This is a genomic window from Candidatus Avelusimicrobium fimicolum (assembly GCF_021632165.1).
Taxonomy (GTDB): Bacteria; Elusimicrobiota; Elusimicrobia; order Elusimicrobiales; family Elusimicrobiaceae; genus Avelusimicrobium; species Avelusimicrobium fimicola.
Genome location: NZ_JAJWTS010000003.1, coordinates 81614 through 106409, shown reverse-complemented (window position 1 = coordinate 106409; position 24796 = coordinate 81614). Strand labels below are relative to the sequence as shown.

General features: G+C 47.9%; 24 protein-coding genes. 12 read left to right on the top strand and 12 right to left on the bottom strand.

Annotation, left to right across the window (positions count from 1 at the left end; genetic code table 11):
• Positions 1-2: 2 nt before the first annotated feature.
• The 4 genes from ACQY2K_RS02480 to ACQY2K_RS02465 are packed head-to-tail and all read right to left on the bottom strand — an operon-like array spanning position 3 to position 3116.
• Entirely contained in the window at positions 3-737 is a 735-nt protein-coding gene (locus ACQY2K_RS02480; RefSeq protein ID WP_177748603.1) for a PD-(D/E)XK nuclease family protein, read from the bottom strand.
• On the bottom strand, positions 730-1332 hold the full coding sequence (gene rsmD / locus ACQY2K_RS02475; RefSeq protein ID WP_428040609.1) for a 16S rRNA (guanine(966)-N(2))-methyltransferase RsmD: 603 nt from the start codon (positions 1330-1332) through the stop codon (positions 730-732). Before rsmD ends, ACQY2K_RS02480 begins: the two co-directional genes overlap by 8 nt.
• A 9-nt stretch (positions 1333-1341) precedes the next feature.
• On the bottom strand, positions 1342-1989 hold the full coding sequence (locus ACQY2K_RS02470; RefSeq protein WP_177748599.1) for a response regulator: 648 nt from the start codon (positions 1987-1989) through the stop codon (positions 1342-1344).
• Positions 1986-3116: an ATP-binding protein gene (locus ACQY2K_RS02465; RefSeq protein ID WP_428040607.1), complete on the bottom strand. Its 1131-nt coding sequence runs from the start codon at positions 3114-3116 to the stop codon at positions 1986-1988. The genes ACQY2K_RS02470 and ACQY2K_RS02465 overlap by 4 nt, the downstream gene beginning before the upstream one ends.
• A gap of 117 nt (positions 3117-3233) precedes the next feature.
• Between ACQY2K_RS02465 and ACQY2K_RS02460 the strand changes: the two genes are divergently transcribed.
• The 5 genes from ACQY2K_RS02460 to ACQY2K_RS02440 all read left to right on the top strand — a co-directional run bounded on the left by ACQY2K_RS02460 (position 3234) and on the right by ACQY2K_RS02440 (position 11515).
• Positions 3234-5354: a penicillin-binding protein 1A gene (locus ACQY2K_RS02460; RefSeq protein ID WP_428040606.1), complete on the top strand. Its 2121-nt coding sequence runs from the start codon at positions 3234-3236 to the stop codon at positions 5352-5354.
• Between the two features lie 18 nt (positions 5355-5372).
• Positions 5373-8507 carry a transcription-repair coupling factor gene (locus tag ACQY2K_RS02455; RefSeq protein WP_428040605.1) on the top strand — a complete coding sequence of 1045 codons (3135 nt, stop codon included), beginning with the start codon at positions 5373-5375 and terminating at the stop codon, positions 8505-8507.
• 24 nt (positions 8508-8531) lie between these two features.
• A complete protein-coding gene (locus ACQY2K_RS02450; RefSeq protein WP_428040604.1) occupies positions 8532-9347 on the top strand; it encodes a peptidylprolyl isomerase in 816 nt (271 codons plus the stop codon).
• The gene (locus tag ACQY2K_RS02445; RefSeq protein WP_428040603.1) at positions 9331-10500 is read left to right on the top strand and encodes a peptidylprolyl isomerase; all 1170 of its coding nucleotides are present in this window, start codon (positions 9331-9333) and stop codon (positions 10498-10500) included. The genes ACQY2K_RS02450 and ACQY2K_RS02445 overlap by 17 nt, the downstream gene beginning before the upstream one ends.
• Before the next feature lie 82 nt (positions 10501-10582).
• Positions 10583-11515 (top strand): PdxA family dehydrogenase, encoded by a 933-nt coding sequence (locus tag ACQY2K_RS02440; RefSeq protein WP_428040601.1) that lies wholly within the window; start codon positions 10583-10585, stop codon positions 11513-11515.
• Positions 11516-11566: 51 nt separating this feature from the next.
• Here the strand turns inward: ACQY2K_RS02440 and ACQY2K_RS02435 are convergent, their stop codons facing one another.
• Positions 11567-12256: a type IV pilin protein gene (locus tag ACQY2K_RS02435; RefSeq protein WP_428040600.1), complete on the bottom strand. Its 690-nt coding sequence runs from the start codon at positions 12254-12256 to the stop codon at positions 11567-11569.
• Between the two features lie 395 nt (positions 12257-12651).
• Here ACQY2K_RS02435 and ACQY2K_RS02430 point away from each other — a divergent pair, with 395 nt between their 5' ends.
• The 4 genes from ACQY2K_RS02430 to ACQY2K_RS02415 are packed head-to-tail and all read left to right on the top strand — an operon-like array spanning position 12652 to position 16558.
• Positions 12652-13356 (top strand): biotin--[acetyl-CoA-carboxylase] ligase, encoded by a 705-nt coding sequence (locus ACQY2K_RS02430; RefSeq protein WP_428037681.1) that lies wholly within the window; start codon positions 12652-12654, stop codon positions 13354-13356.
• Positions 13353-13571: an OadG family protein gene (locus tag ACQY2K_RS02425; RefSeq protein ID WP_428040599.1), complete on the top strand. Its 219-nt coding sequence runs from the start codon at positions 13353-13355 to the stop codon at positions 13569-13571. Before ACQY2K_RS02430 ends, ACQY2K_RS02425 begins: the two co-directional genes overlap by 4 nt.
• A 15-nt stretch (positions 13572-13586) precedes the next feature.
• The gene (locus ACQY2K_RS02420) at positions 13587-15380 is read left to right on the top strand and encodes a biotin/lipoyl-containing protein (protein WP_428040598.1); all 1794 of its coding nucleotides are present in this window, start codon (positions 13587-13589) and stop codon (positions 15378-15380) included.
• 11 nt (positions 15381-15391) lie between these two features.
• The gene (locus ACQY2K_RS02415) at positions 15392-16558 is read left to right on the top strand and encodes a sodium ion-translocating decarboxylase subunit beta (RefSeq protein WP_177748581.1); all 1167 of its coding nucleotides are present in this window, start codon (positions 15392-15394) and stop codon (positions 16556-16558) included.
• A 57-nt stretch (positions 16559-16615) separates the two neighbouring features.
• Here ACQY2K_RS02415 and ACQY2K_RS02410 read toward each other — a convergent pair whose 3' ends face one another.
• The 6 genes from ACQY2K_RS02410 to ACQY2K_RS02385 all read right to left on the bottom strand — a co-directional run bounded on the left by ACQY2K_RS02410 (position 16616) and on the right by ACQY2K_RS02385 (position 20802).
• The gene (locus tag ACQY2K_RS02410) at positions 16616-16891 is read right to left on the bottom strand and encodes a hypothetical protein (protein WP_428040597.1); all 276 of its coding nucleotides are present in this window, start codon (positions 16889-16891) and stop codon (positions 16616-16618) included.
• A gap of 70 nt (positions 16892-16961) precedes the next feature.
• On the bottom strand, positions 16962-17690 hold the full coding sequence (locus ACQY2K_RS02405; protein WP_428040596.1) for a glycosyltransferase family 9 protein: 729 nt from the start codon (positions 17688-17690) through the stop codon (positions 16962-16964).
• Positions 17687-18334: an endonuclease III gene (nth, locus tag ACQY2K_RS02400; RefSeq protein ID WP_428040595.1), complete on the bottom strand. Its 648-nt coding sequence runs from the start codon at positions 18332-18334 to the stop codon at positions 17687-17689. Before nth ends, ACQY2K_RS02405 begins: the two co-directional genes overlap by 4 nt.
• Positions 18324-19142, bottom strand: coding sequence for a metal ABC transporter permease (locus ACQY2K_RS02395; protein ID WP_428040594.1), 819 nt, complete (start codon positions 19140-19142; stop codon positions 18324-18326). Before ACQY2K_RS02395 ends, nth begins: the two co-directional genes overlap by 11 nt.
• The gene (locus ACQY2K_RS02390) at positions 19139-19927 is read right to left on the bottom strand and encodes a metal ABC transporter ATP-binding protein (protein WP_428040593.1); all 789 of its coding nucleotides are present in this window, start codon (positions 19925-19927) and stop codon (positions 19139-19141) included. Before ACQY2K_RS02390 ends, ACQY2K_RS02395 begins: the two co-directional genes overlap by 4 nt.
• Positions 19915-20802 (bottom strand): metal ABC transporter solute-binding protein, Zn/Mn family, encoded by an 888-nt coding sequence (locus tag ACQY2K_RS02385; RefSeq protein WP_428040592.1) that lies wholly within the window; start codon positions 20800-20802, stop codon positions 19915-19917. The genes ACQY2K_RS02390 and ACQY2K_RS02385 overlap by 13 nt, the downstream gene beginning before the upstream one ends.
• Before the next feature lie 94 nt (positions 20803-20896).
• Between ACQY2K_RS02385 and ACQY2K_RS02380 the strand changes: the two genes are divergently transcribed.
• Positions 20897-21799 carry a DMT family transporter gene (locus ACQY2K_RS02380; RefSeq protein WP_428039612.1) on the top strand — a complete coding sequence of 301 codons (903 nt, stop codon included), beginning with the start codon at positions 20897-20899 and terminating at the stop codon, positions 21797-21799.
• Between the two features lie 41 nt (positions 21800-21840).
• Here the strand turns inward: ACQY2K_RS02380 and ACQY2K_RS02375 are convergent, their stop codons facing one another.
• Entirely contained in the window at positions 21841-22107 is a 267-nt protein-coding gene (locus ACQY2K_RS02375; RefSeq protein ID WP_428037673.1) for a hypothetical protein, read from the bottom strand.
• Between the two features lie 131 nt (positions 22108-22238).
• Between ACQY2K_RS02375 and ACQY2K_RS02370 the strand changes: the two genes are divergently transcribed.
• Together ACQY2K_RS02370 and ACQY2K_RS02365 are read left to right on the top strand one after the other, a co-directional pair.
• Positions 22239-23114, top strand: coding sequence for a DUF4912 domain-containing protein (locus tag ACQY2K_RS02370; protein WP_428040590.1), 876 nt, complete (start codon positions 22239-22241; stop codon positions 23112-23114).
• 1 nt (position 23115) lies between these two features.
• Positions 23116-24741 carry a 1,4-alpha-glucan branching protein domain-containing protein gene (locus ACQY2K_RS02365; RefSeq protein WP_177748563.1) on the top strand — a complete coding sequence of 542 codons (1626 nt, stop codon included), beginning with the start codon at positions 23116-23118 and terminating at the stop codon, positions 24739-24741.
• The last annotated feature ends 55 nt before the right edge of the window (positions 24742-24796 follow it).

Sequence of the window (24796 nt, the reverse complement as noted above, 5' to 3'; positions counted from 1 at the left end):
AATTACTGTTGCACGGCGGGTTTAACCGTGGAAAATTCACAACGGTTGTTAAACGGACACACGGCACAATGCTCCAAATTAGGCTCAAAATCCGCTACTTCAATTTTTTTGCCAATATTGATAAAAGTTTCCAAAATTTTCTTTTCGTCAAAGGCTTCAAACGGCGCACTCATCTGTTTGTTAAATGCCACAAAATAAAAGGTGGCTTTGCCTTTTTTCATATTCCAAGCCCGTTGGGCGCCTACGGCATAAATGCCCATTTGCAGGGAATCGGTTACCGGCAAGGATAGGTCCACATCCGTTCCAGTTTTGTAATCAATTACTTCCCAAGAGCCGTCCGGCAGTTTATCTATACGGTCAATCTTGCCGCGCAAGGTCCATTGTCCTTCCTGAAAGATAAATTCCCTTTCGGTGCTGTCCACCGTGGTTTTGCGTTCATATTCGGCTTGGGCATAGGTTTCCAACATTTTTTTGCCCTTTAAATACCACTCCATCTGCTCCCCTGCGCTAGAATATCCGGCTCCCAACCAACAATCGTCGTAATAAGACAACAGTTCCGAGGGGTCGTTGCTTTCTTTGTGATACGCTTCCAACGCACGGTGGATAGACACCCCCAAAGAAGAGGCGGGCACTAATCCCTCGCGCTTGCCTTCTATATATTTGTACTTATACAAAACAGGACATTCCAAATAAGTTTTTATTTTGGAATAGTTTAATTCATATACGTCGCTATACATGGGCAGGTTCGTCCTTTTGAATCTTGGCACGCAGGAAATGCACGAGCGTATCGCCGTATTTTTCTACACGGTAAATTTCCAGCGTGTCCGGCACGGCAAAATCTTCGGTCTTGTGTGTTTGCAGGACAATAATGCCGTTGGGGGCCAACAGACGGGCCTCGGCTACATTTTTTAACGCAGGCTCGGACAAGGCCAACATTTTGTTATTAATGTCGCGGTAGGGCGGGCCCATAAAAATAATGTCGTAGCCTTCGTTGTCGCTATATGCCAGCAGGAAATCAAGCGGCTTTAATACGTCGCCCCGGATGACCTTGGCGCGCTCCGTAAACCCCAAATGTTCCAAATTGCGGTGGATATTTTTAATGCAGGCAGGCTCTCTATCCAGCATTACCGTACGCAACGCCCCTCTGGAAAGTGCTTCCAAAGATACGTTGCCCGTTCCGGCAAACAAATCTAACATCATTGCCCCCGTAATGCGGGGACGCAAAATGTCAAAAAGGGACTGTTTGATACGGTCCGAAATCGGTTTTACGGGCAAATTTTTAGATACGGAGAAAATTCTGCGCCCGCGGGCAGTTCCGGCAATAATACGCATAATAATCCTTTATAACTGTGCAATACCTTCTTTCAAGGCAAAGCGCACCAGTTCGGCCTGTTTGTGAATGCCGAGTTTCTTCATAATATTGTTGCGGTGCACGTGAATTGTATTTAAAGAAAGATTAAAGGTTTTGGCTATTTGTTTACTGCTGTACCCTTCGGCAATTAGTTGCAAAACTTCTTTTTCTTTCGGGGTCAGGCCCGTGGAATCACGCTTGCGGGCCGAGGTTTTACCCAAAAAGCCCTGAACAATGTATTTGGACACTTTACTGCACAAATAAAAGCGTCCGGCGGCTATTTCTTCAATAGCATCTACGATTTCATCAGCTGTGGACACCTTAACGATAAACCCCTTGGCCCCGGCTTTAAGCGATTTTTCCACCGAAACCCGGTCGTCATACATACTCAACATAACCACTTTGGCTTCGGGGTCGTTCTTTACAATGCGTTCCGTGGCTTCTATTCCGTTTAAAAGCGGCATAGAAATATCCACCACATACACATCAGCCGGAGTTTTTGCGGCATAGTCCACCAAATCTTTACCATTGGCAATTTCGGCCACTACTTCCATATTTTTGCCTAATTTTTCCAATACTGCACGAACGCCTTGGCGCACAATGGCGTGGTCGTCCGCCAATACAATTTTTATACTCATTTGTTCCCCCCGTAAACCACGCACGGGCACGACACTTCAATACGGGTACCTTTGCCCGGTGCGCTTTTAATAGAAATAGACCCACCCAACAGGCGCACGCTGTCCTTCATAGCGCGCAAGCCTACTTGGCGGATGGAGCCGCCTTTTAACGGTTTAAAACCAACACCGTCATCCTGCACTACCAAATGGACCGTAAACGCATCACGTTTCAACAACACATAGATATTCTTGGCCTGTGCATATTTGGCAATATTGGTAAGTGCCTCCTGCACAATACGGTAGAGCAAAATCTTTACATTATCGGCTACTCTGGCGGAGTTGCTCGCTGATTTATAATCAAATTTGTATGGAATATGTAGCATTTGGCTAGTATTTTCCAACAGTTCCTTCACCGAGCCGCCAAGAGCGCCGTCATTTTCCAAACTGGGCGGACGTAGTGATACTATTATGTTTTTTACCCGCTCAATGCTATTTTTAATTTGTGTATCCAATTTGGCTATTTCCGCTAATGCCTGTTTGGTATCTCCCTCTTTTACGCTGGCTTTTACCAAACTTAAAAGGGCCGTTAAAATAACTGCTGAGGATCCGATTTCATCGTGCAGAGATTTGGAAATTTCCCTCTTTTCCGCTTCCCGTTCCGCTAACAAAATCTGCGCAAAAGTCTGCGGGGCAACCCCTTCTTTAAGCATATTGGCTTCGTGATAATTTTGGGCCCAATGGGTAATATCCCGCGTGAGCGCCAGAACCGTCGCCACCGTACGCTCTTCCCCGCGCAAGGGGATTAAGGTGGTCTGGTAAAAGAAATGCTTTCCGTCCTTTTCAAAACCCCACTCGTAGTGATGCACTTTTCCTTTCAATGCCTGCTCCAAAGCCTGCAAATGAAGCGGCACCCCGCGTACATCTTCGGCAGAGCAATCCAGCACATTACTAATGGCCGTAATTTGGCGCGTTTTTACGTCAATTAACACTACGGCATCATACCCTTCCACCCCGTGTTTTTTAATGCTTTCCAAATCTTTGGCGCAATAAGCGGTTGCGCGTGTAGTAACCGCGCCAGCCAGTTGCTTGCATTGGAAGCAAAAGCGAGACGGCTTCTGCTTATTTTTGGAAATCGTTTTTTTTGTCATAGACGTCCCCTAATACATCCTATATGATATTCTACTATATTTTGCGTATTTTTCTATAAATAGGGTTCCTGCGCGCATAAAAGGAGAAATCCACCCATATTTGATATAATTTTGTATATGTCTAAACGTTTAAAAAAATTAATTTTTTCCAAATTATTTCTTTTCTCCGCCTTAGCGGGGCTGTTTTTGTTTATTATTGTTTGCGCGGTCTTTATGCGTTTTATTTTTTCCGGGCTTCCGCCTGTGTACGAAATGGAAGAATATACCCCGGCTGTTACCACCAAAGTTTTTGACCGTAACAACAATTTAATTCACGAGTTTTCCATTGAAAAGCGCAGTATGGTGCCCTTGGAAGATATCCCGGTGGATTTGCAAAATGCCGTCGTAGCCATGGAAGACCGGGAATTTTTTTCCCACCCCGGCATTTCCCTGCGCGGTATTTTTCGCGCCGGTTTATATGACCTTATTTCCGGACACGCCAAACAGGGTGCGTCCACACTTACCCAGCAACTTTCGCGCGGCGTCTTTTTAACGCAGGAAAAGAAAATTATCCGCAAAATCCGCGAGATCATTTTGGCTATTCAAATTGAACATCAGTTCAGTAAGCGGGAGATTTTACAGTTATATTTAAACGAAATTTATTTAGGCAGCGGAGCGTATGGGGTAAAAGCCGCCGCAAAAAAATATTTTAATAAAGAACTTTCCGACCTAACCACCGGCGAGGCCGCCCTTATCGTAGGCTTAATTCCCGCCCCGGGGCGCTATAATCCCTTTGCCAATCCGAATCTGGCACGCCAGCGCCGCAACTTAGTGTTAGACGTGATGCAACAGCAAAATTACATTTCTAAGGACGAGTTGGAAAAAGCAAAAGCAGAACCGCTGCCTGAAAAACAGGAACAGCAGGAAGCCCAACCCGGACAATATTTTATTGAGCATATCCGCCGCATTTTGGAACCCAAATATGGGATGGACGTATTGTGGAAGGCCGGCTTGAACATTTACACCACGATTGACATCAAAGAGCAAGCCCTGGCTGAAAAAATAATGAACAAAAAACTCCAAGAATACGATGAACAGGTAGCCAAAGGATTAGGTATTGAAATTGACCCTAATGACGCAGAAGCCGATGTCCCAAATGACGAGGAAGAATCTGCCCCCAGAGAAAACTATCCCCGTTTGCAAGGAGCCTTTATGGTGCGCGACGTCAAAACAGGTGCCGTACGCGTGATGATTGGCGGACGCGGCTTTGACGAAAGCAAATTTAACCGCGCCACCCAAGCCAAACGCCAGCCCGGCTCCTCTTTTAAACCTTATGTCTGGATGGCCGCCTTGCAAAAAGGCTATACCCCCGCCACCTTGGTAAAAGATTTGCCCACGATGTTCTATTATGACGGACGCAACTGGCGCACATTTAACGAAAACTCCGATTTATATTCGTTAGATTTAGCCAAACAATCTTTTATCGCCAGCAAAGATTTTAACGTATGGGTTCCCAAAAATTACGGAGAGCGAAATGAGGGCTGGATTACCCTGCGAAAAGCCTTGGAAAAATCCAAAAATCTGGTAGCCGTCAACTTAATTGATGCTATCGGCGTAAGCGAAGTAGTCCGCGTGGCGCGTAAAGCAGGTATCACCGCCGCATTGCCCCGCGTGCCGGCCTTGGCCTTAGGTGTAAGCGTGCTTACAATGGACGAACATTTGGCCGCGCTCACCACCTTTGCTAACGGCGGCATTCACACCAACAACTATTATATTGAACGCGTGGAGGATGCAAACGGACGCATTTTGGAACAACACGTTCCCATAGAAGAAGCCTCGTTCTCTCCGCAAAACTCGTACCTGCTTATCAATATGATGAAAGGTGTCGTCCAGCGCGGGAGCGGTGCCTATGTTTCGCGTTTGGGCCGCAATATCGCCGGCAAAACGGGGACCACCCAAAGCCACCGCGATATGTGGTTTGTGGGGATAACCCCTCACACTGCCGCCGCCGCTTGGATGGGGTACGACGATGACGCCTCACACGAAAACGGCGCGCGCTTTACAGGCAGTACCACTGCCCGTTGGTGGACCGAAATTATGCAGGAAATCTTAAAAGACGAACCTAACGACGATTTCGCCGTGCCGGAAGGTATTTCCTTTGCGTATGTGAATCCCATTACCGGCAAACTGGCTATGCCGAGCGAACGGAATAAATTTTTGGAAGCCTTTATATCCGGCACCGAACCGCAAAGTTTCTAGCGGTCTTGGGCAGTATTTATGAGCCACGCAACCAAAACGAATTTTACCCGGTACTACGGCCTACCCAACGGAGCCGCTAAGGCCTATTTTGCGTGCCAAACCTATCTAAACCATAATAAAAATGCGGTATTTGTTACCGCGCACGATACGGACGATTTTGACAGCGGAGCCAAGGAATTTGCTCCTCGCGGAGCGGAAACGCTTACCTTGCCGGAAACCGATACCGGACGGATGAGCGCACTCTTTACCCTAATTACCCCCGCCGCCGGGCCGCGTTTGTTAAGTACGCATTACGATACCCTTACCACCCCCTTGCCAAACCCGCAAGATTTTACAAACCGTCTATTTACCGTCCACCGCGGCGACACCTTGCGCCGCCAGGAATTGCTGGACCGATTGGAAAATTCCGGCTACGGGCGGGAAGAATATGCCGAAACCCCCGGCCAATATGCCGCACGCGGGAGCGTGGTGGATATCTTTTGTTTAAACCGCCCGGAACCCTTGCGCCTGTATTTTGCGGGTAACCGTGTGGAAATGATTAGCGCCTACGACCTGGACACGCAAAACACCAAAGAACACGTGGAAAAGGCTGATATTATTCCGCTAAAATTTGAAAACACACCGGCTACTTTGGCAGACTATCTGCCCGGATTTTCCTTTATTTTTGACGAACCGGATAAAGATTTTAATCTTGCCGATTATCCTAATTGCGCGGTTACTTCGTTGCTTCCGTCGGCAGACGGAGTAAATTTTGGCTTAAAAGCCAATATCTCCTTTAATGCCAATATGGACCTGTTAGATAAAGAGACCGCCGATTTGCAGGCCCATAACGTCGTGGTAACTATCTGCTGTTTAAACCGCGGGGAATTGGACCGTATGGGCGAACTGGCCGCTGATTACGAACATTTAAAAAAAGCCGCCTTTAAAATTTCCCCGCTCACCCAGGGTTTTTGCAGTCCGCAGGAGCGTTTTGCGCTGATTACCTCTAATGAAATTTTAAGCCGCCGCTACAATGCCGCCCGCGTAATGAAACACTTTGATATTGAAGGCGCCAAGCGCGTGCGCTTTAAAGAATTACAGGCGGGCGATTATGTCGTTCACCAAGAGCACGGCATCGGCCGTTACTTGGGATTGGAAGTAATGGATAAAGAGGAAAATCCCACCGACTGCCTGATTATTGAATACCGCCGAGGCAGTCGCCTGTATGTGCCTATGTATGATTTTAAAAAGGTTCAAAAATACATTGGGGCCGGAGGCAAACGCCCCACCTTATCTGTCTTGGGCGGAGCAACTTGGAAAGATGTCAAAAACCGCGTAAAAGAAGAAGCCCAAAAAGCCGCCAAGGAGATTTTAAAATTAGAAGCCTTACGCCAAGCCACCCCCGCACCCGAAATTACAGGGGACGAACGCATTGAACAAGAATTTGCCGACTCGTTCCCTTATGTTTTAACCCCGGGACAAGAACAAGCCATACGCGAAACCTTGCACGATTTGGACCTTTCCAAACCGATGGACCGCGTACTGGTGGGTGATGTCGGCTTTGGCAAGACCGAAGTAGCGATGCGCGCCGCCTTAAAAGTGGCTCTTTCGGGTAAACAAGTAATGCTTTTAGTTCCCACCACTATTTTGGCGGACCAGCACTATAAAACATTTTCCAAACGGCTGGCGGGCTTCCCCGTAGTAGTGCGTATGCTTTGCCGTTTCCAAACAGCCAAAGAGCAAAAGGCCGTTATTGAGGAATTAAAAAACGGCATATGCGACATTATCATCGGCACCCACCGGCTGATGAGCAAGGACATACGTTTCAAACAGTTAGGCCTTGTAATTATTGACGAAGAACACCGCTTCGGTGTAAAACAAAAGGAAAAAATCCGCGCTATGAGCGCCGGCGTACACTCCTTAATGTTAAGCGCTACACCAATTCCGCGCACATTAAACCAATCGCTTGCTTCTTTGCGCGACATTTCTCTCATTGATACGCCGCCCCGGGGCCGCACCCCTATCAAAACCGTAGTAACCGCTTGGAATAACGACTTGGCCGCCGCCGCCATTACACAGGAACTGGCGCGCGGAGGGCAGATTTACTATGTTTACAATAGTGTGCAAAGTATGGAATCGCGCTATTTGTTCCTAAAACAACTCGTGCCGCAAGCGCGTATTTGTATGGCTCACGGGCAAATGAACGAAAAGGAACTGGAACAAACCTTATGGGATTTTAACAAGGGCAAATACGATATTTTGCTGGCTTCTACCATTATTGAATCAGGCATAGACATTACCAATGCCAACACGCTTATTGTGGAAAATGCACAAAACTTTGGGCTCGCGCAGTTGTACCAGTTGCGCGGACGTATCGGACGGGGCAGCACCAAAGCCTATTGCTATTTATTCCACCCGGATTGGCTGCTTAAAAAACCGGCCGAACAAGAGGACAATTTTTCCGACTTGGCAGCCGTATATTGGAAACCCAAAGAAGAAAAGGACCCCACCGAAGAAGCCCGCCAACGGTTAGCCGCTCTTATGGAATTTAGCGATTTGGGCAGCGGTTTCCGCCTGGCCTTGCGTGATATGGAAATCCGCGGCGCAGGTGAATTATTAGGAGTAAAACAGCACGGATATGTAAACGAAGTGGGGCTTAGTTTGTATTGCGATTTAGTAGCCGCAGAAGTAAAAAAATTAAAAGGGGAGCGTGTAGAACGTACCCTGCAAGCCAAGGTAAATTTGCCCTTGCCCGCCTATATTCCGCCCGATTATTTGCCGGATGACGCAGAACGCCTAAAATATTACAAGGAACTTATGAGCGCGGACGAAGCCAAAACCAAAAGTCTTTTAGCCCGCTTACAAGATTTTTGCGGTCCTGTTCCGCCCGAAGTGGAAAATTTAACCAAATTATTTCTGCTTTCTAACCGTGCGGGCAAGTTGGAAATCTACCACATAGATTGGGTGGACGGCGCATTAGAAATGCTGTTTACGCACCGTTTTAAAATGCCACCCGCATTTCCGGGGGAACTATTTAACCGTTTCGGTCCCGGAAACATAGAATTTGTAAAATCTAAAAACGGCGACGGCGTACACATAGCCGCTCCAAAGGGCAAGGACCCATTGGTTTTCACCCAGGAAACGCTGACGTTTTTTGAAACCATTTTACGATAGGAAAAAATGATATAGTATATGAATATGAAATATCCGTTTTTACTTTTATTGCCCTTGGTGCTCGCCGGGTGTCAACAAGATTCGGCCCCTACACGCGCATTACCGGCAGCCCGCATCGGCAAGCAAACCATTACCGAGCAAGACATTAACGACCGCTTGCCGTTTTTGTCTGCCGAAGACAGGGAATTTGCCAAAACGCCGCTGGGACACCAAAATTTGGTGCAAATCATCACACGCGAAAAATTAATTGCCGCCGATGCCCGCGCCACGGGGGTAGCCGACTCGGACGAGTACCGCTCGCTATTGGCCGACAAACGCGCCCAACTGGACCAAATTTATAATGAATTTGCCGCCGACACGTTGGAACGCCTTTGGTATCATAAATTAGAAGAGTCCGGCTCTCTCGCCGTCAGCAACAGCGAAGTGGATGATTACTTTAAAAAATATCCATATGAAATGACAATTAAACAAATTATCGTGGATAATGCCCAAACCGCAGACCAAGTTTTGCGTACTTTAAAAGCCTACCCTTCCCGTTGGAAAGAAATGGAACGCCAATACAGCACTGCTCCGGAGGCTTTAAAACAGTTTTCCTTTATGCCGGGGGAATATCTAGATAATATTGCCGTCATCGCGGCAAATTCTCCTTCGGGAAAGCCGCAAGGCTTCTTCAAAACCGCACAGGGATTTCATATAATAATGAAAACAGGGGAACGCCGTTTGTCCAAAAAAGATGCCGAACCGCGCATACGGGAAGTGCTGAAAAATAAAAAAACGGACGACGTGTTGGACTCTTTAAAAAATAAATACGAGGTTGTAATCTATGAAAAAAGCGAATAAATTGTTTCTGGCCGCTTTACTGGCGGTGTTGGGGATGAATTTACAAGCCAAAGTGATGGAATCTTCCGTCGCCACGGTAAACGGCCGGCCTGTGCTGGCTTCGGAGTATGACAATTACTTGGAAGGCGTTGTGGAACAATACAAAGCCGCCGCGCCGGACTTTTTAAAACAGCCCTATGCCCAAGACCTTTTGGGGCGGGAAGTGTTAAAAGAACTTATTTCCAAGGAACTGTTATATCAAGCCGCCGAAGAAGCCAAAATCCAAGTAAAAGACTCCGAACTGGATGCCGGGCTGAACGAAATCAAGGCCCGCTTTATGGTTGACGAAACCACCGGCAAGCCGGATACAAAAGGTGCAGACAAACGCTTTACCGAAGCACTTAAAAAACAAGGGATGAGTTTAAAGGCATACAAAAATAAACTTTCCAAAGATATTGCCGTGCGCAAATTAATGGAACAAAAACTTCAAGCCACCGTTACGCCTGTGGAAGAAGCCGATGCCAAAGCCCTCTATGCTAATGTAGAAGCGGTCATGAAGAATAACACTAAAAAAATCAAGGCGCTTGAAAAAGAAAACCCTGTTAAACTCAAAGAAGCGCAAGCCATCGCCGCAAAACTAAAACAACTTACCGGCGAGCAAGTGCGTATCGGTCATATTTATTTGGCCACCACCAAAGATATGAAACCCGAAGAAATCGCCAAAAAAGAAGCCCTGGCTAAACAAATTAAAAAAGAATTGGACGGCGGGATGGATTTTTCCGTAGCCGTCAAAAAATACACCGAGGATAAAAATGCCATCGCCAGCGGCGGAGATATGATTTTGATTAAAGGAATCGCTCCTAAGGCCATTGACGACAAAGCCTTTACCCTGGCGGTAGGAAAAGTCAGCGACCCGATTAAAAGCGAGGTCGGCATACACATTATCAAAATTAAAGAAAAACGCGCCGAACGCTCCATTTCCTACGAAGATATTTCGCGCGATTTAGCCCAGTATTTGGCCCAACAGCGCGTACAAACCGCTATGGGTAAATATATTGAAGAATTATATAACAAGGCCGACGTAAAAATTACGAAGACCTTTGAATCGGATGCTCTTTTGAAAGAAGAAGCCGCCAAGCAAACTGATGCAAAAAAAGCCGAAGTGAAAAAATAATTCTTGGCAAAGCCGTACAGATAGTTATAAAATAAAAGGGCAACTTGCTGCTTTTTCCCGAAACTTTATTTTGGAATACGGTATGAAGCCCATAGTTTTGATTACAGCCGGGGACCCGTTGGGGATTGGCCCGGAAGTAACAGTAAAATCTTTAAAGAACCCGCTCGTACAGCGCGTGTGTTTCCCGGTAGTAATCGGGGAGCCTACCTCGTTGGTGCGTGCGGGTTTTTCGGATAAATTAGCCCGCCTGATTGCCATAGATTCTTCGGTCCCGCTGCCGGATAAACCCGTTCCGTCTTTTGCGGGAGGAGAAACCTCCTTTAAGGCGGTTGAACTAGGTATTAAACTGGCCCTTAAAACCAAAACTCCGTTGGTTACGGCCCCTATTAACAAGCAAAGTTGGTCTCTGTACGGCGTCCCCTATACGGGTCATACGGAACTGTTGCGCGAATACGCAGGCAAAGAAGGGCTAATGATGTTTATCAGCGGAGACCTGCGCTGCGGGTTGGTAACGGAGCATTTTGCTGTTGCGGATTTACCCCACTTACTGACGCAAGAACGTATTGTAGCGGCCGGAGTACATTTTAACCGCGCCTTAAAGAAACTGGGTATTCAAAACCCCCATATTGCCGTATGCGCCTTAAATCCTCACGCCAGCGACAACGGCAAATTCGGCACAGAAGAAAATGAGGTAATTGCACCCGCGGTAAAAGCCTTGCATCGCCATAAAATAAAAGCGGTTGGCCCTTTACCTGCCGATGCCTTGTGGCTCGCACACGCATCCGGCCAATACGACGGGCTTTTATGTATGTACCACGACCAAGCCTTACTGGGCCTGAAACTGGCCGCTAAAAAACCGATTGTCCACATCACAGCCGGGCTAAAATTTTTGCGGGTTTCCCCCACCCACGGCACGGCCTTTGACATTGCGGAGCAAAATATTGCCAATCCGTCCAGTATGACGGACGCGATTTTATTTGCCGCCACCCGGCATTTGCCACCCCAAATCTTTTGAAAAATCCCCGCCCAGTATAACCCGGCGGGGATTTTTACAATAAGGCTTATTTTATAAAGAATAAATACGCAAGCCACCCCGAGTGGTAGGATTTTTCCCGCCAAAAATATTTGCACAATAGGAACCCGGCATATTGGTAAATACAACACCAGCCGAAATGCGCTCTACGCAATACATTTCCGAATCAGCCCAACTTGAAGACGTCCCAAGCCCAATACTCCAACCCGCTCCCTTATAAGGCCCCCTTAAACGCCCCAGATAAAAAGCCGTAGCGTTCCCACTAATTTGTAAAGACCAGTCCTGATTAGACCGAGTATCCATTGTGTCAGCAGTATACCATTTTTCATTGCCCGTCCAAGGTATTTCCACATCCAAGTCATCAAAAGATGTGGCATAACGCCCATTAGCCATATAATAACTGGCTTGGGCCGCATATAAAGATTTCAAAAGGGTAAAGGCCTGGGTAGCGCGGCTTTTTTCTACGGCTTTTTCGTATTGTGGCACCGCCACCGCCGATAAAATGCCAATGATTAGAACGACAACTAAAAGTTCTATCAAGGTAAAGCCCGTGGTTGCCGTGCGAAAGATATTCGCGGTGCGGCCACCCCAAGCAAACGTCATTCCGTAAGGTTTCTGTACGGAATCTCGTCGTTTCGCAACCACAGATTCCCGACTAAAACACTCGGGAATGACACCACTAGCACAAGTGGCCGCACTGCTAACAGTACTAAACCCTTTCATTTTTTCTCCTTTGTAAAACCTTTATATTTACGCAAAACAGCCTTTTATACGCATTTTTATACGGCGGACACATCCGGGTACAACCCATATGGAATATCAAAATTTTAACAAAAAAAAAAAACGAAACAACCCCTTTAAAAATAAGTCCTGCGGACGGCTTACCTTTTTCCCCTCAATTGAGTAGCAGAGCCACACTGTTTTTGTAATGTCGCAAGCCAACGAAACGACAACAATAAATAAAACAAGACAGTCATAAAAAAGGGTCTCCTTCTGAACTGGCAGTCCGCAGGGCTTGGGGATCTGTCGTTATTCATAAAAGGTCTCCTTGAATTGGCACTCCGCACAATATAAACTTCCGCCCCGCTTTTCCTCTCGTAAATTTGTTACAATTAGGTATGGCGCACATTATTCATTTTGACGAAATTGATTCCACCAATACCTATTTAAAAAACAATTGCCCGCAACTGGCAGACGGAACCGTTGTTTGCGCCGACAGGCAAACCGCCGGGCGGGGCCGCTTTGACCGCAAATGGATTTCGCAAGACGGAGGGTTGTATTTCTCTGTTTTGGTCAAACCGCAACGAACCGATTTTTTACCCAATTTCACGCAACTTATGGCGGTTTGTGTTTGCACCGCCGCCGAAGAACTGGGCGCAAAAGCCTGGCTTAAATGGCCCAACGATGTTCTAGCCAATGGGAAAAAACTCTGCGGCATTTTAAGTGAAGCCGTGGTAACATCTTCCGGCATTGAGGGCGTTGTTATAGGCGTAGGCGTAAATGTTGCGCAAGAAAATTTATCGCACGTCGGGCAGCCGGCTATTTCCTTAAAGGAACTGGGCATAAACATCAGCAAACAAGATTTTTTACAAAAAGTATTAACGCTGTTTTGGCGGGACTACCCCGCCGTAGTACAAAGTGGCTTTGGCGTTATCCGCCAAGCCTACGAACAACGATTTCCGTACATTGGTAAACAAATATCCGTTAAAAACGGCGCAGCGCCCGTCAGCGGAACGGTAAAAGGAGTATCCCCCCGCGGAACACTCCTTTTAAATACCGCCCAAGGCCCGGAAGAAATATATATAGGAGACCTTATTGTATGAGTGCAGACAACCTGTTGATGCAATCCGTCAATATTACCATAATTGGTATGTTGGTCGTTTTGGCGTTTCTCACCTTACTGGTCGGCATTGTTAAAATGCTGGGCTGGCTGGTGCAAAAAATGGAAAAGTATTTTCCGCAAACCGCAGCCGCTGCGGCCGATAATGCCTTAATTGCTGTGGCTATTGCCGCCGCAAAGAGATTTCAAACTAAATAATTTAGGGGACTTATTATGAAAAAAGTAAACTTTATGCTCACCGCGTTCCGCGACGGCTTTCAGTCCGTCTATGGGGCGCGCGTACTGACCAAAGACTTCTTGCCTGCGGTGGAAGCCGCCAAGCACGCCGGCATTAACCATATGGAATTTGGCGGCGGGGCGCGCTTTCAGGCATTGTTCTTTTATTGCAACGAAAATGCCTTTGATATGATGGATTCCTTCCGCAAAGTAACCGGGCCGGACGCCAACCTGCAAACCCTCGCCCGCGGTGTAAACGTGGTAGGCTTGGAAAGCCAATCCTCCGACGTGATTAATGCACACGCCAAATTGTTTAAAAAACACGGCACCACCACTATCCGCAACTTTGATGCGTTAAACGACGTAAACAACCTCATTTACTCGGGTAAATGTATCCACAATGCGGGGCTCAAACACGAAGTTACCGTAACGATGATGTCCTTGGCTCCGGGTTGGGACCATACGGGCAAAATCCATACCGAAGAATTTTACGAAAAAATCCTCCGCCAAATTTTGGATTCCGGCGTTCCGTTTGACTCCGTCTGCTTTAAAGACGCTTCCGGCACCTCCACTCCGGCCACCGTCGGCAAAACGATTGCGATGGCCCGCAAACTTTTACCCCAAGGCACCACGATTGCGTTCCACACGCACGAAACGGCCGGCAATGCTATTGCCTGCTGTCTGGAAGCCATCCACGCGGGAGCGGACCAGTTGGACTTGTCTATGCAACCCGTTTCCGGCGGCACTTGCCAACCCGACATTTTAACTATGTGGCACGCTTTGCGCGGCACGGATTACACCTTGGACATTGACCCGCAAAAAATCCGCGAAGCCGAAAATGTGTTCCAAGATTGCATGAGCAAATACTTCTTGCCGCCCGAAGCCACCAAGGTCAACCCGATTATTCCGTTCTCTCCCTTGCCCGGCGGCGCGTTGACGGCCAATACCCAAATGATGCGCGACAACGGCACCTTTGATAAATTCCCCGAAGTAGTCAAAGCAATGGGCGAATGTGTAAAATTGGGCGGTTTCGGCACGTCCGTTACCCCCGTTTCCCAGTTCTACTTCCAACAGGCGTACAGCAATGTAATGTTCGGCCCCTGGAAGAAAATCACCCCCGGCTACGGCAAAATGGTTTTGGGCTACTTCGGCAAAACCCCGGTAGAACCCGATCCGGCCGTAGTAAAGGAAGCCAGCGAACAGTTGGGCTTGCAACCCACCACCAAAACGCCGCTTGAAATCAACGACGCAGACCCCAAGAAAGGTTTGAAGGTGGCGGAAGCCAAACTGAAAGAAGCCGGATTGCCCGTTACGGAAGAAAATGTCTTTATCGTGGCCACCTGCGCCGACAAAGGCATTATGTATTTGAAAGGCGAAGCCAAAGTAAACGGTATCCGCTGGGCCAAAGACGTAAAGCCCGCCGCCAACAAAGAAGACGGTGCGGTAAAGGTAACCGTAAACGGCCAGGCCTATGAAGTCGTCTTTGACGGAAATGATGCCGTAGTAAACGGCAAACGCTATGCCGTTTCCACCGCTGCCGCTGATGCCAAGGCCCCTGAAAAATCCGCTTCTGCTGGTACGGGCGCGGAAGTGAAATCTCCGCTTCCGGGCGCAGTGTTGCGCTTGTCCGTAAAAGACGGCGACCGCGTGAGCGAGGGCCAAGAAATCTTGGTACTGGAAGCAATGAAGATGGAAACCCCTGTTTCCGCTCCGGCCTCCGGCGTGATCCGCTTGGCTGTAAAACAAGGCGACCAGGTGCAGACCGGCCACAAATTGGCCGATATTAAATAAGAGGCTTCCCTATGGATATCTTGCAAGCATTAAACCAAATCTGGCAAACCACGGGGATTTACGCTATCTCCTGGCAGCAACTGACAATGATTGCCGTCTGCTGCTTTCTGCTGTGGCTGGGGATTAAAAAGCAGTTTGAACCGCTTTTGCTCGTCCCGATTGCCTTCGGCGGTCTGTTGGCCAATATTCCTATGCCCCCCGGCGAAGCCATCGCCGGGCCAGCCGGGTTCTTGGGTATTGTGTTCAACTTCGGGATTAACTCCGGGCTATTTCCGCTGTTTATTTTTATGGCGGTAGGCGCGATGACAGACTTCGGCCCGCTGATTGCCAACCCGAAAATGGCTCTGCTCGGCGGGGCGGCGCAGTTTGGTATTTTTGCCACGCTTATCGGCGCAGTGGCATTGAGTTACATCCACATCGGCGACAGCCAACTGTTCGCCTTCGGCCTTAAAGAAGCAGCCTCTATCGGTATTATCGGCGGTGCGGACGGTCCGACATCCATTTACCTTACCACACGCTTGGCACCCGATTTACTGGGGGCTATTGCCGTGGCGGCCTATTCGTATATGGCGTTAGTGCCGATTATCCAACCGCCCATTATGAAACTGCTCACCACCAAGGAAGAACGCACCATCCGTATGGAACAGTTGCGCCCCGTATCCAAACGGGAAAAAATTCTGTTCCCGCTCGTAATTCTTTTGATGTGTGCGCTGCTGCTGCCCTCCGCCGCGCCGCTTATCGGCGCGTTGACGTTCGGCAATTTAGTAAAAGAATCTGGTGTAGCGGAACGCTTATCCAAAACCCTGCAAAACGAATTCTGCAATATTGTTACCATTTTGCTGGGTTTATCCGTAGGCTCCAAATTGCAATCGGATAAATTCCTAACCACGGAAACTTTGGGTATCTTGGTATTGGGAATTATCGCGTTCTCCGTAGCCACGGCGTCGGGTGTGCTTTTGGCGAAACTGATGAACTGTTTCAGCAAAACCAAAATCAATCCGCTTATCGGTTCCGCGGGAGTTTCCGCCGTACCGATGGCCGCCCGCGTTTCCAACAAAGTTGGTTTGGAATACGACAAAACTAACTACCTGCTGATGCACGCAATGGGGCCGAACGTGGCCGGCGTAATCGGCAGCGCGGTAGCCGCCGGGGTACTCCTGGCATTACTGGGCAAATAAGTTTTAGTTGTAAAACACCCCGGTTTTTTACCCGGGGTGTTTTTTGTACCACACAATTTAATTTAATTTTTCTTGCAATGCTTGGGCCAACATATAGACAGGAACATCTTTCTGCTCCCCAGGCCATAATAACATTTTGACAGCCGGATCCAAGGGTCTCCAAACGGCAATATTGCCTTTGTAGGGGAACTCTTCTTTTCCCTGGTAAACAGCCACTGTTGAAATATGCAGAGCGCAAGCCAAATGCACCCAAAAGGTATCGGGGGTAAGGAGCACGTTTGCCTGTTGGGCCAGTACGGCAGACTCAAAAATACCCGACGTAAAGGTAACCATACGAGGTAAAAGCGCACGCCCGTTTAACCATTTTCTTAGTTTAGACTCTTGCCCAAGTAAAACAAAAGTATCATTTGGGAAAACCGTGGCCAAGCCAAAAATCTGTTCCGCTGAAAAAGAGCGGTGGCGGCTGGCCGCTAGCGGATTTACTACAATCAATCGCCCCCCCCCCCCACTGCAAGGTAGATAAAAACTGTCCTGCCGCGACTTTCGCTGATTCCGACAATTTTATTTCGTAAGATGTATCAAGCTTTCCTTGATAGCCTAAAAAACGCAAGCACGCTTCATATCGTGCCGTAATATGACACACAGATAAATCCATTGTTGTAGTCAGATTATAAAGCGGATATTGTTGGCGGTTAAATCCAAATGACCAACGCGGTTGTAAAACTTTTAAAAAGGCAAGTGATGCGAGCGTCGGTTTTTCGTCCAAATCCAAATACAAATCGTATTGTTTGCCCCGCAATTTTAGTCCGCACGATATTAGCGAGGCTAATCCTTCCGTCGCAAAATAAAGGGTAGATACCGCCGGATTATTCCGCAAAATAGTCGCATTGCTTTTACCCGCCACTACATCTATATCAGCAGTTGGGAACAACGCTTTCAGCCCGCGCAACAAAACGGACGACACCAACGCATCACCCAATTTATTATCGTTGCGCAAGAGCAAAATTTTCTGCACCTTTTGCGGGTTATATGCGTCAGACATAGGAGCACGACCCAACAGTTTCGCCGCCCACTCGCCCTTTTGCGCACGCAGCCAATTATTTTTACGGTTATTCCACTCTCTAAATGTCATACGGAAATTTTTACTCCCTTTTTAAGACACAAATGCTCCAAAGCACATTGGGCACAAAGCGGTTTGCGCGCACTACACACTTGCCGCCCGTGCAAAATAAGCGCAATGGCTATCCACCCCCAATACTCATACGGAATAATTTTGGTTAAATCTTTCTCCACCTTTACCGGGTCCGTCTGCTTGGTAAGGCCCAGGCGAAAAGCCAAACGCTTTACGTGCGTATCCACTACAATGCCCGCAGGCTTTTTAAAGTAATCGCCCAGCATCACATTGGCCGTTTTGCGCGCCACACCGCGCAAGGAAAGCAAATCGTCCATATTTTGCGGCACTTCGCCACCAAACACTTCGCAAATACGCTTAGAACTTTCAATTAAAGACAAGGCCTTGCTATGGTAAAAACCAGCAGAGTGAATTATTTTTTCCACCTCTTTTAAGTCCGCGGCTGCCAAATCCTGCACGGTAGGATATTTTTTAAACAAATGCGGCGTAATTTGGTTCACGCGCGCATCTGTGCATTGGGCCGACAAAATAACGGCACAAAGCAACTGCCACGCATTTTGATGATGTAGCGGAATAATATGCTCGGGGTACAACTTTTTAAGAAGTGCCAACAGGGGCAATACCTCTGTTTTTTTAGCGGGCATCACTTCCCCCCGCCTTGGCATATATATAACATCCCGCCAAAACAAGTAAGTTTACTAAAATAATCGTAGCCCCCGACGGGATATTAAACAAAAAGGATAAATACACTCCCAGCCATACACTTGCCACCCCAAAACAGGCCGCGCAAACCAATACCTGTTTAAAAGTATGGGATACTAACAAAGCCGACACAGGCGGAATAATAAGCATAGCCGAAATAAGGAAAATTCCCACCACTTTAAAGGCCAACACCACCGCCACCGACGTAACAGCTACCAAAGCAGTATTGACAATCCGCACAGGCACGCCGCGCGTGCGGGCAAACGGTTCGTCAAAACAGGCAGAGGTCAAATCGCGGTAAAAAAACCTCAGGCCGCCCAGCACCGCCGCCAGCAATATTCCGCAAAGCAGAACTTCGTCCCACGACACAGTCAAAATACTGCCAAATAAATAGCCTAACAGGTCCGTATTAAATCCGCCCGCAAAGGCAGTAATCAAAAGCCCTACGGACAATCCCGCCGCGCTGACAATGCCGATAGCAGCATCACCGTAAATTTTAAATTTTTGGGTAATCTTCATAATGCCCAAAGAGGACAAAACCACCACCGGCACCGACATATATACAGGATTAGACGAGGTCAGCAAGGCTACCGCAACCCCCGTCAAACAAACGTGGCTCATCCCGTCGCCTATTAAGGACAAGCGTTTTAGCACCAAAAACACCCCGATAAGCGCGCAAGCCGCCGCCACTAAACTACCCGCCAGCAGCCCGCGCTGCACAAAGCCATAAGCCAAAAATCCGCTCATCATTTTTTCTCCTCCCCGCAAGCGCAGCCCAACGGACAATGTCCGTGATTATGCAAGTGGTCTATGGTATGCTGGGCAAAGGGACCAATTTTTTCGGCCACCACGCGGGAACGGCAAAATTCTTCTTTGGTGCCGTAAAACACCAAGGTCTTATCCACATACATAAATTTGGAAATGTATTTTCCCACCTCGCCTGTATCGTGCGTAATAAGCAAAATAGTTACGCCGTGCTTGCCGTTTAGTTCGCCCAATAAAGCAAAAAACTGTTCCCGCGAAGAAGGGTCTAACGCGGTGGAAGGCTCGTCTAAAATCAGCAGTTCCGGTTTGCTTACTAATGCACGCGCCAGTAAAACGCGCTGTTGCTGGCCGATAGATAAATCGCCGAAGATGCGTCCGGCATATTCGCGCGTATGCGTTTTTTGCATAGCGTTATAGACTTCCTTCAATTCGCCGGCAGATACCCCGCTCCCGCGGTGATGCGCCAGCCCCATTAATACTACTTCTTCGGCAGAAATAGGAAAATGGCTCTGGGCTACGGGGCTTTTCTGCGCCAAATAGCCGATTTTATGCCAATCTTTAAAAGTATGAATCGGCGTACCAAAAAGTTTAATTTCGCCCGCGCCTTTTTCAAGCCCCAACAAAAGTTTTAGTAACGTGGTTTTGCCGCCGCCGTTCGGGCCAATCAGCCCGACATAATCGCCCGCGTTAATGGAAAAGGATACCTTCTCCAACACAGGCACGCGCACATAAGCAAAGCGCAAATTTTTGGCTTCTATCACGCTTGGCATTTAAGCCCCCTTTGCAAATTGTCCAAATTACGCTTCATTAAATCAATATAAGTAATATGGTTATCAAAATCTTGTTTGGATATGCTTTCTACCGTATAGAGCGGTAAAATCTGCGCGCCCGTTTCGGCGGCCACGGTTTGCGCTAAACGCGGGGAAAGGGTTTCTTCGGTAAAAATGGTTTGAATATGATGATGTTTAATCAAATCCACTACCCCGGCCAAACGGCGCACCGAGTGCTCTCCGTCGTGCGACGTACCCGCCAAAGCCGTTAAAGTAAACCCATATTTTTGGGCAAGCCGCCCAAAGGCTAAATGACCAATATGCACCACTTCGCGCCCTTGGCAAGAGGACAACCCTTTTTTATAAGAGTCGTCCAAAGCGGTTAATTGCTCGTTAAACTCGGCTAAATTCTGCGCCAAGGTTTGCGCCTGCTCGGGCAACTGCACAACCAAGGCTTCTTCTACCGTTTGCGCCATTAAACGCACATTATCAAAATCCATCCAAACATGCGGGTCCGCACTTGCAGGCACGGCCCCGGCGGCCTTTACCACTTGGGTATTTTTGCCTGCTCCGGCGGCAATATCTTTGGCCCACGGTTCAAAAGTGTCCGAAATATAAATAAACAAATCGGCCTGCCGCACCGCTACCAACACTCCCGGGGTCGGCTCAAAGGAGTGGGGCTCGGCATTTGGCGGCAAAAGCATAACAATATCGGCAAATTCTCCCGCCAGTTGCCGCGTAAGCGTATAGGCTACATAACCGGATGTTACTACCGTTAATTTCCCGCCGGTTTTTGGGCCCGCAGGTTTAGGCAGGAAACAAACAGTCCCCGCCGCCAAAAGAACAAATAAAACGATTATTCCTATTTTTTTCATTTTGCTTTCCTTTATACATATATTATACGAATTCCGGCAGAAAGACGGACGAACCGCCGGAATTTACTATAATATAAAAAAGGAGGAGTTTTGTATGAGTTATGTTTTAGCCTTGTGTTTGGCCCTGTGTTGGGGCACTGCATTTTTAGCAACCAAAAACTTTGTGGAAGTATTACCGCCTTACTGGGGAACTTTTTTCCGGGTATTGGCGGGGCTGTTGTTTTTTATCGTGCTGTACGGCATCCAGCGCAAAAATTTAAAATGCCCGGTTAAACAACTGTGGCGTCCGTGGACTATTGGTTTTTTGCTCATTTTATTGCCATTTGCGGCAATTTCTTGGGGTCAACGCTTTGTTGCCCCGACAATTGGCGGTATTTTTAACGGTACCGTGCCGATATGGTCTTTTATCGCAGGCGCACTGCTGTTAAAAGGTGAGGACCGCTTTACTTGGCGCCGTGCCATCGGTGTAACGATTGGTATGTTGGGGTTACTCGTTATTATGCGCCCGATGATTGCCGCCGCCCAGTTAGATGCCTCTCCATTAGCCCTCTACGGCTGTGCCGCCTTTTTGATTATGGCGTGGTCTTACAGTTTGGGAAATGTTCTCACTAAAAAAATTATGGTGGACAGCAATGCTATGACGATGGAAGCCAACACCTTCCACCAATACCTTTTTGCAGCCATTGTATTGCTAATTCTTGCGTTCTGCGCCGAGCCGGTGCCGCCAGTTGCGGCCTTTACCCCCAAAGTGGTTTTATCCATCATCAGCGCGGGTGTGTTTTCTTCGGCGGTTGCCTTTCTGTTAATGGTGGCCCTGATTAAGCGTTGGGGGGCTACCCGTATGGCCTCGGTAACGTATTTTACCCCCGTCGTGGCGATGGCCAGTGATATGATTGCCTTTGGCCGAATGCCCTCCGGAGCGGAAATCGGCGGGTTGTGTCTGATTTTCGTCAGTTTGATTTTAATTCAAAAGAAAGTAGAAGCCGAAACCAAATGAGGTTTTATGTGAAAACCGCCCCTTTTGCAAGGGGCGGTTTTTTATTGGGACATTTTATCAAAAGCATCCAGGCTGGAACTGCGCACCTCTGTCGGCACGCAAATATTCCCCACCAAGCGCCCCTTACACTTAGGAACCGCACGCACCTGACCTTTTGTTTTTGGAGCAGGCCCAACCGTTTGCAAAGCCGGTCCCTTTAAGACCTGTTGTGTTTGGCGGGCATACTGTTTGAGCAGGGCCGCCGTCAAAACGGCTACAATCACCACCGCCAATAACAACCCGATTAACCCCATTCCTTTTTTATTCATAAAAACTCCTTTTTTGCTATTGTATCAAAAATTTTTTTCCGCACCCAAGAAATGCCCCTTTTTCTATTGATAAATGCTACAATAAAATGGGGGAGAAAATCTCTACAAATAATCAGGGTGAGGTATTTATTATGACGCAGAATTTATCTTCGTCTGCCTTGGTCAAACCTTTGGCCAAAGACATACACGCCGAAGCGGATATTCCGTCCGGCTACGGCAAAACGGAAAGTTTTTTACTTCCCAAAGACCCGGCTTGGATGTTCCTGTTTTGGGAAATAACCCAAAACACTTTTGACTATCTCAAAAGCCAATACGGAGAGGAAACCTTAAAATCCGCACGCACGGTTATCCGCCTACATGATATTACCGGGGTGGAATTTTTTGACGGAAACAACTCCGTACAATATTATGATATGCCCGTCATTTTTGAGGCGCGCAGTTGGTACATCAATGCCCCGCAATCGGGCCGTACTTATCTGGCCGACTTGGGCTACGTTACGGCGGACGGCAAATTTATTTTAGTTTCCCGCAGTAACGCCACGCCCGTTCCGCCCGGAAAAGTATCCGATATCATTGACGACAAGTGGATGGTGGTGGAAGGTGATTTCCAAAAACTTTTAAAACTTTCCGGCGCAGATTACATTGGTCTGGGAGCCAGCGAACTGATGCACGTCATTGGCCAGCGTTGGAAACTCACGGAACTGACGCCGTCCGGTGCCGCCAAATCGTCCTGGTCTTCCTTTGCCTTGCATTTGGATAAAGTGCAACCGGAGGACGAAGATATTTGGCTTAATGCCGATTGCGAAATTATCATTTACGGTTCTGCCTCTAAAAATGCCATTGTGTCTATCAATGGGAAGGATATCGAACTCAAAGAAGGCAAATTCTCCATCCGCCAGCATCTGCCGGCGGGAAGCGTGGTAGATTTGCCCATTAAAGCGCGCAACGCCAAAGGCGATAAGACGCGCCAAATCAACATAAAAGCCCTGCGCGAACAAGGAAAATAATATGGGAGAAGAAAAAGGCTATTTGGCGCTGGTGCTGCACGCGCACCTGCCGTTTATCAAACACCCGGAATATCCGGACTTTTTGGAGGAAGATTGGTTCTACGAAGCAATGGTGGAAACATATATCCCCTTGCTTAACGTATTTGAAAATCTGACCGAAGAAGGCACCGATTTCCGCCTGACAATGTCGCTCACGCCGCCCTTGTGTAATATGATGGAGGACCCGCTTTTAATTAGCCGGTTCCGCCATTATTTAAACCAGCGCGTAGAACTTTCCCAAAAAGAAATTAATCGCACCCAAGGTACTGAATTTGAGGGCGTGGCGCGTATGTATTACAACAAATTCCGCCGCTATCAGGACTTGTTTGAAAACCGCTATCACGGACACGTCTTACAAGGTTTCAAAAAATTCCAAGATATGGGCAAATTGGAAATCATTACCTGCTGCGCCACGCACGGTTACTTGCCTCTAATGGTACATAAAGAAAGCGTAAATGCCCAAATTAAGATTGCCGCTAACGATTACAGAAGCCGCTTCGGCCGTTCCCCGCGCGGAATTTGGCTGGCCGAGTGCGCTTACAATCCGGGCGACGATAAATTTTTGCGCGACGAAGGAATCCGCTTTTTCTTTACGGAATCACACGGCGTCTTGCACGGTACCCCGCGCCCCAAGTATGGTATTTATGCCCCTGTGTATTGCCCGCAGACGGGTGTAGCCGCCTTTGCCCGTGATATGGAATCGGCCCAACAGGTTTGGAGTGCCGAATCCGGCTATCCCGGCGACCCGCGCTACCGCGAATTCTACCGCGACCTCGGTTACGATTTGGATTACGACTACATCAAACCGTACCTCCACTCCGACGGAGTCCGGCGCAATATTGGGATGAAATACCATAAAATTACCGGCAAAGTAGCCTTGAACCAAAAACAAGCCTACAACCCGCAGGAAGCGCGCGAAGTAGCCGCCCAGCACGCCGGGAACTTTATGTTCAACCGCCAAAAGCAAATTGAATATTTAAGCACGATTATTGACCGCAAACCGTTGGTGGTTTCTATGTATGATGCGGAGCTCTACGGACATTGGTGGTATGAAGGTATTGATTTCTTGGAGTATCTGTTCAAGAAGATTTACTATGACCAAAAGGACATCAAACTGGTTACACCAAGCGAATATTTGGCAATGTACCCGGAAAACCAAGTGGTACAGCCGTCTATGTCCTCTTGGGGAGACAAAGGCTACCACGACGTGTGGCTTAACAGCGGCAACGATTGGATTTACCGCCACCTGATTAAAGCCGCCGAACGGATGATGGACTTGGCTAACAAATTTCCCAACGCCGGAGGTTTATTACGCAGAGCGCTCAACCAACTGGCCCGCGAACTGTTATTAATGCAATCGTCCGACTGGGCATTTTTAATGACCACGGGTACGGCAAAAGAGTATTCCACCAAGCGCACCAAAGACCACATCAAGCGCTTTAACGAACTCTACGAGCAAATCCAAGGCAACCGCATTGACGAGGGATATGTCTATGACCTGGAACAAAAGGACTCTATCTTCCAGCAAATAGACTATAACGTTTATTCCTCGTCCGCCAAGGAAGCCGTATTAAAGAAATACAGATAATGCAGTTTTACTTGCCCAAGAACCCGGCCCCAAAGGCCGGGTTCTTTTTTCTCCA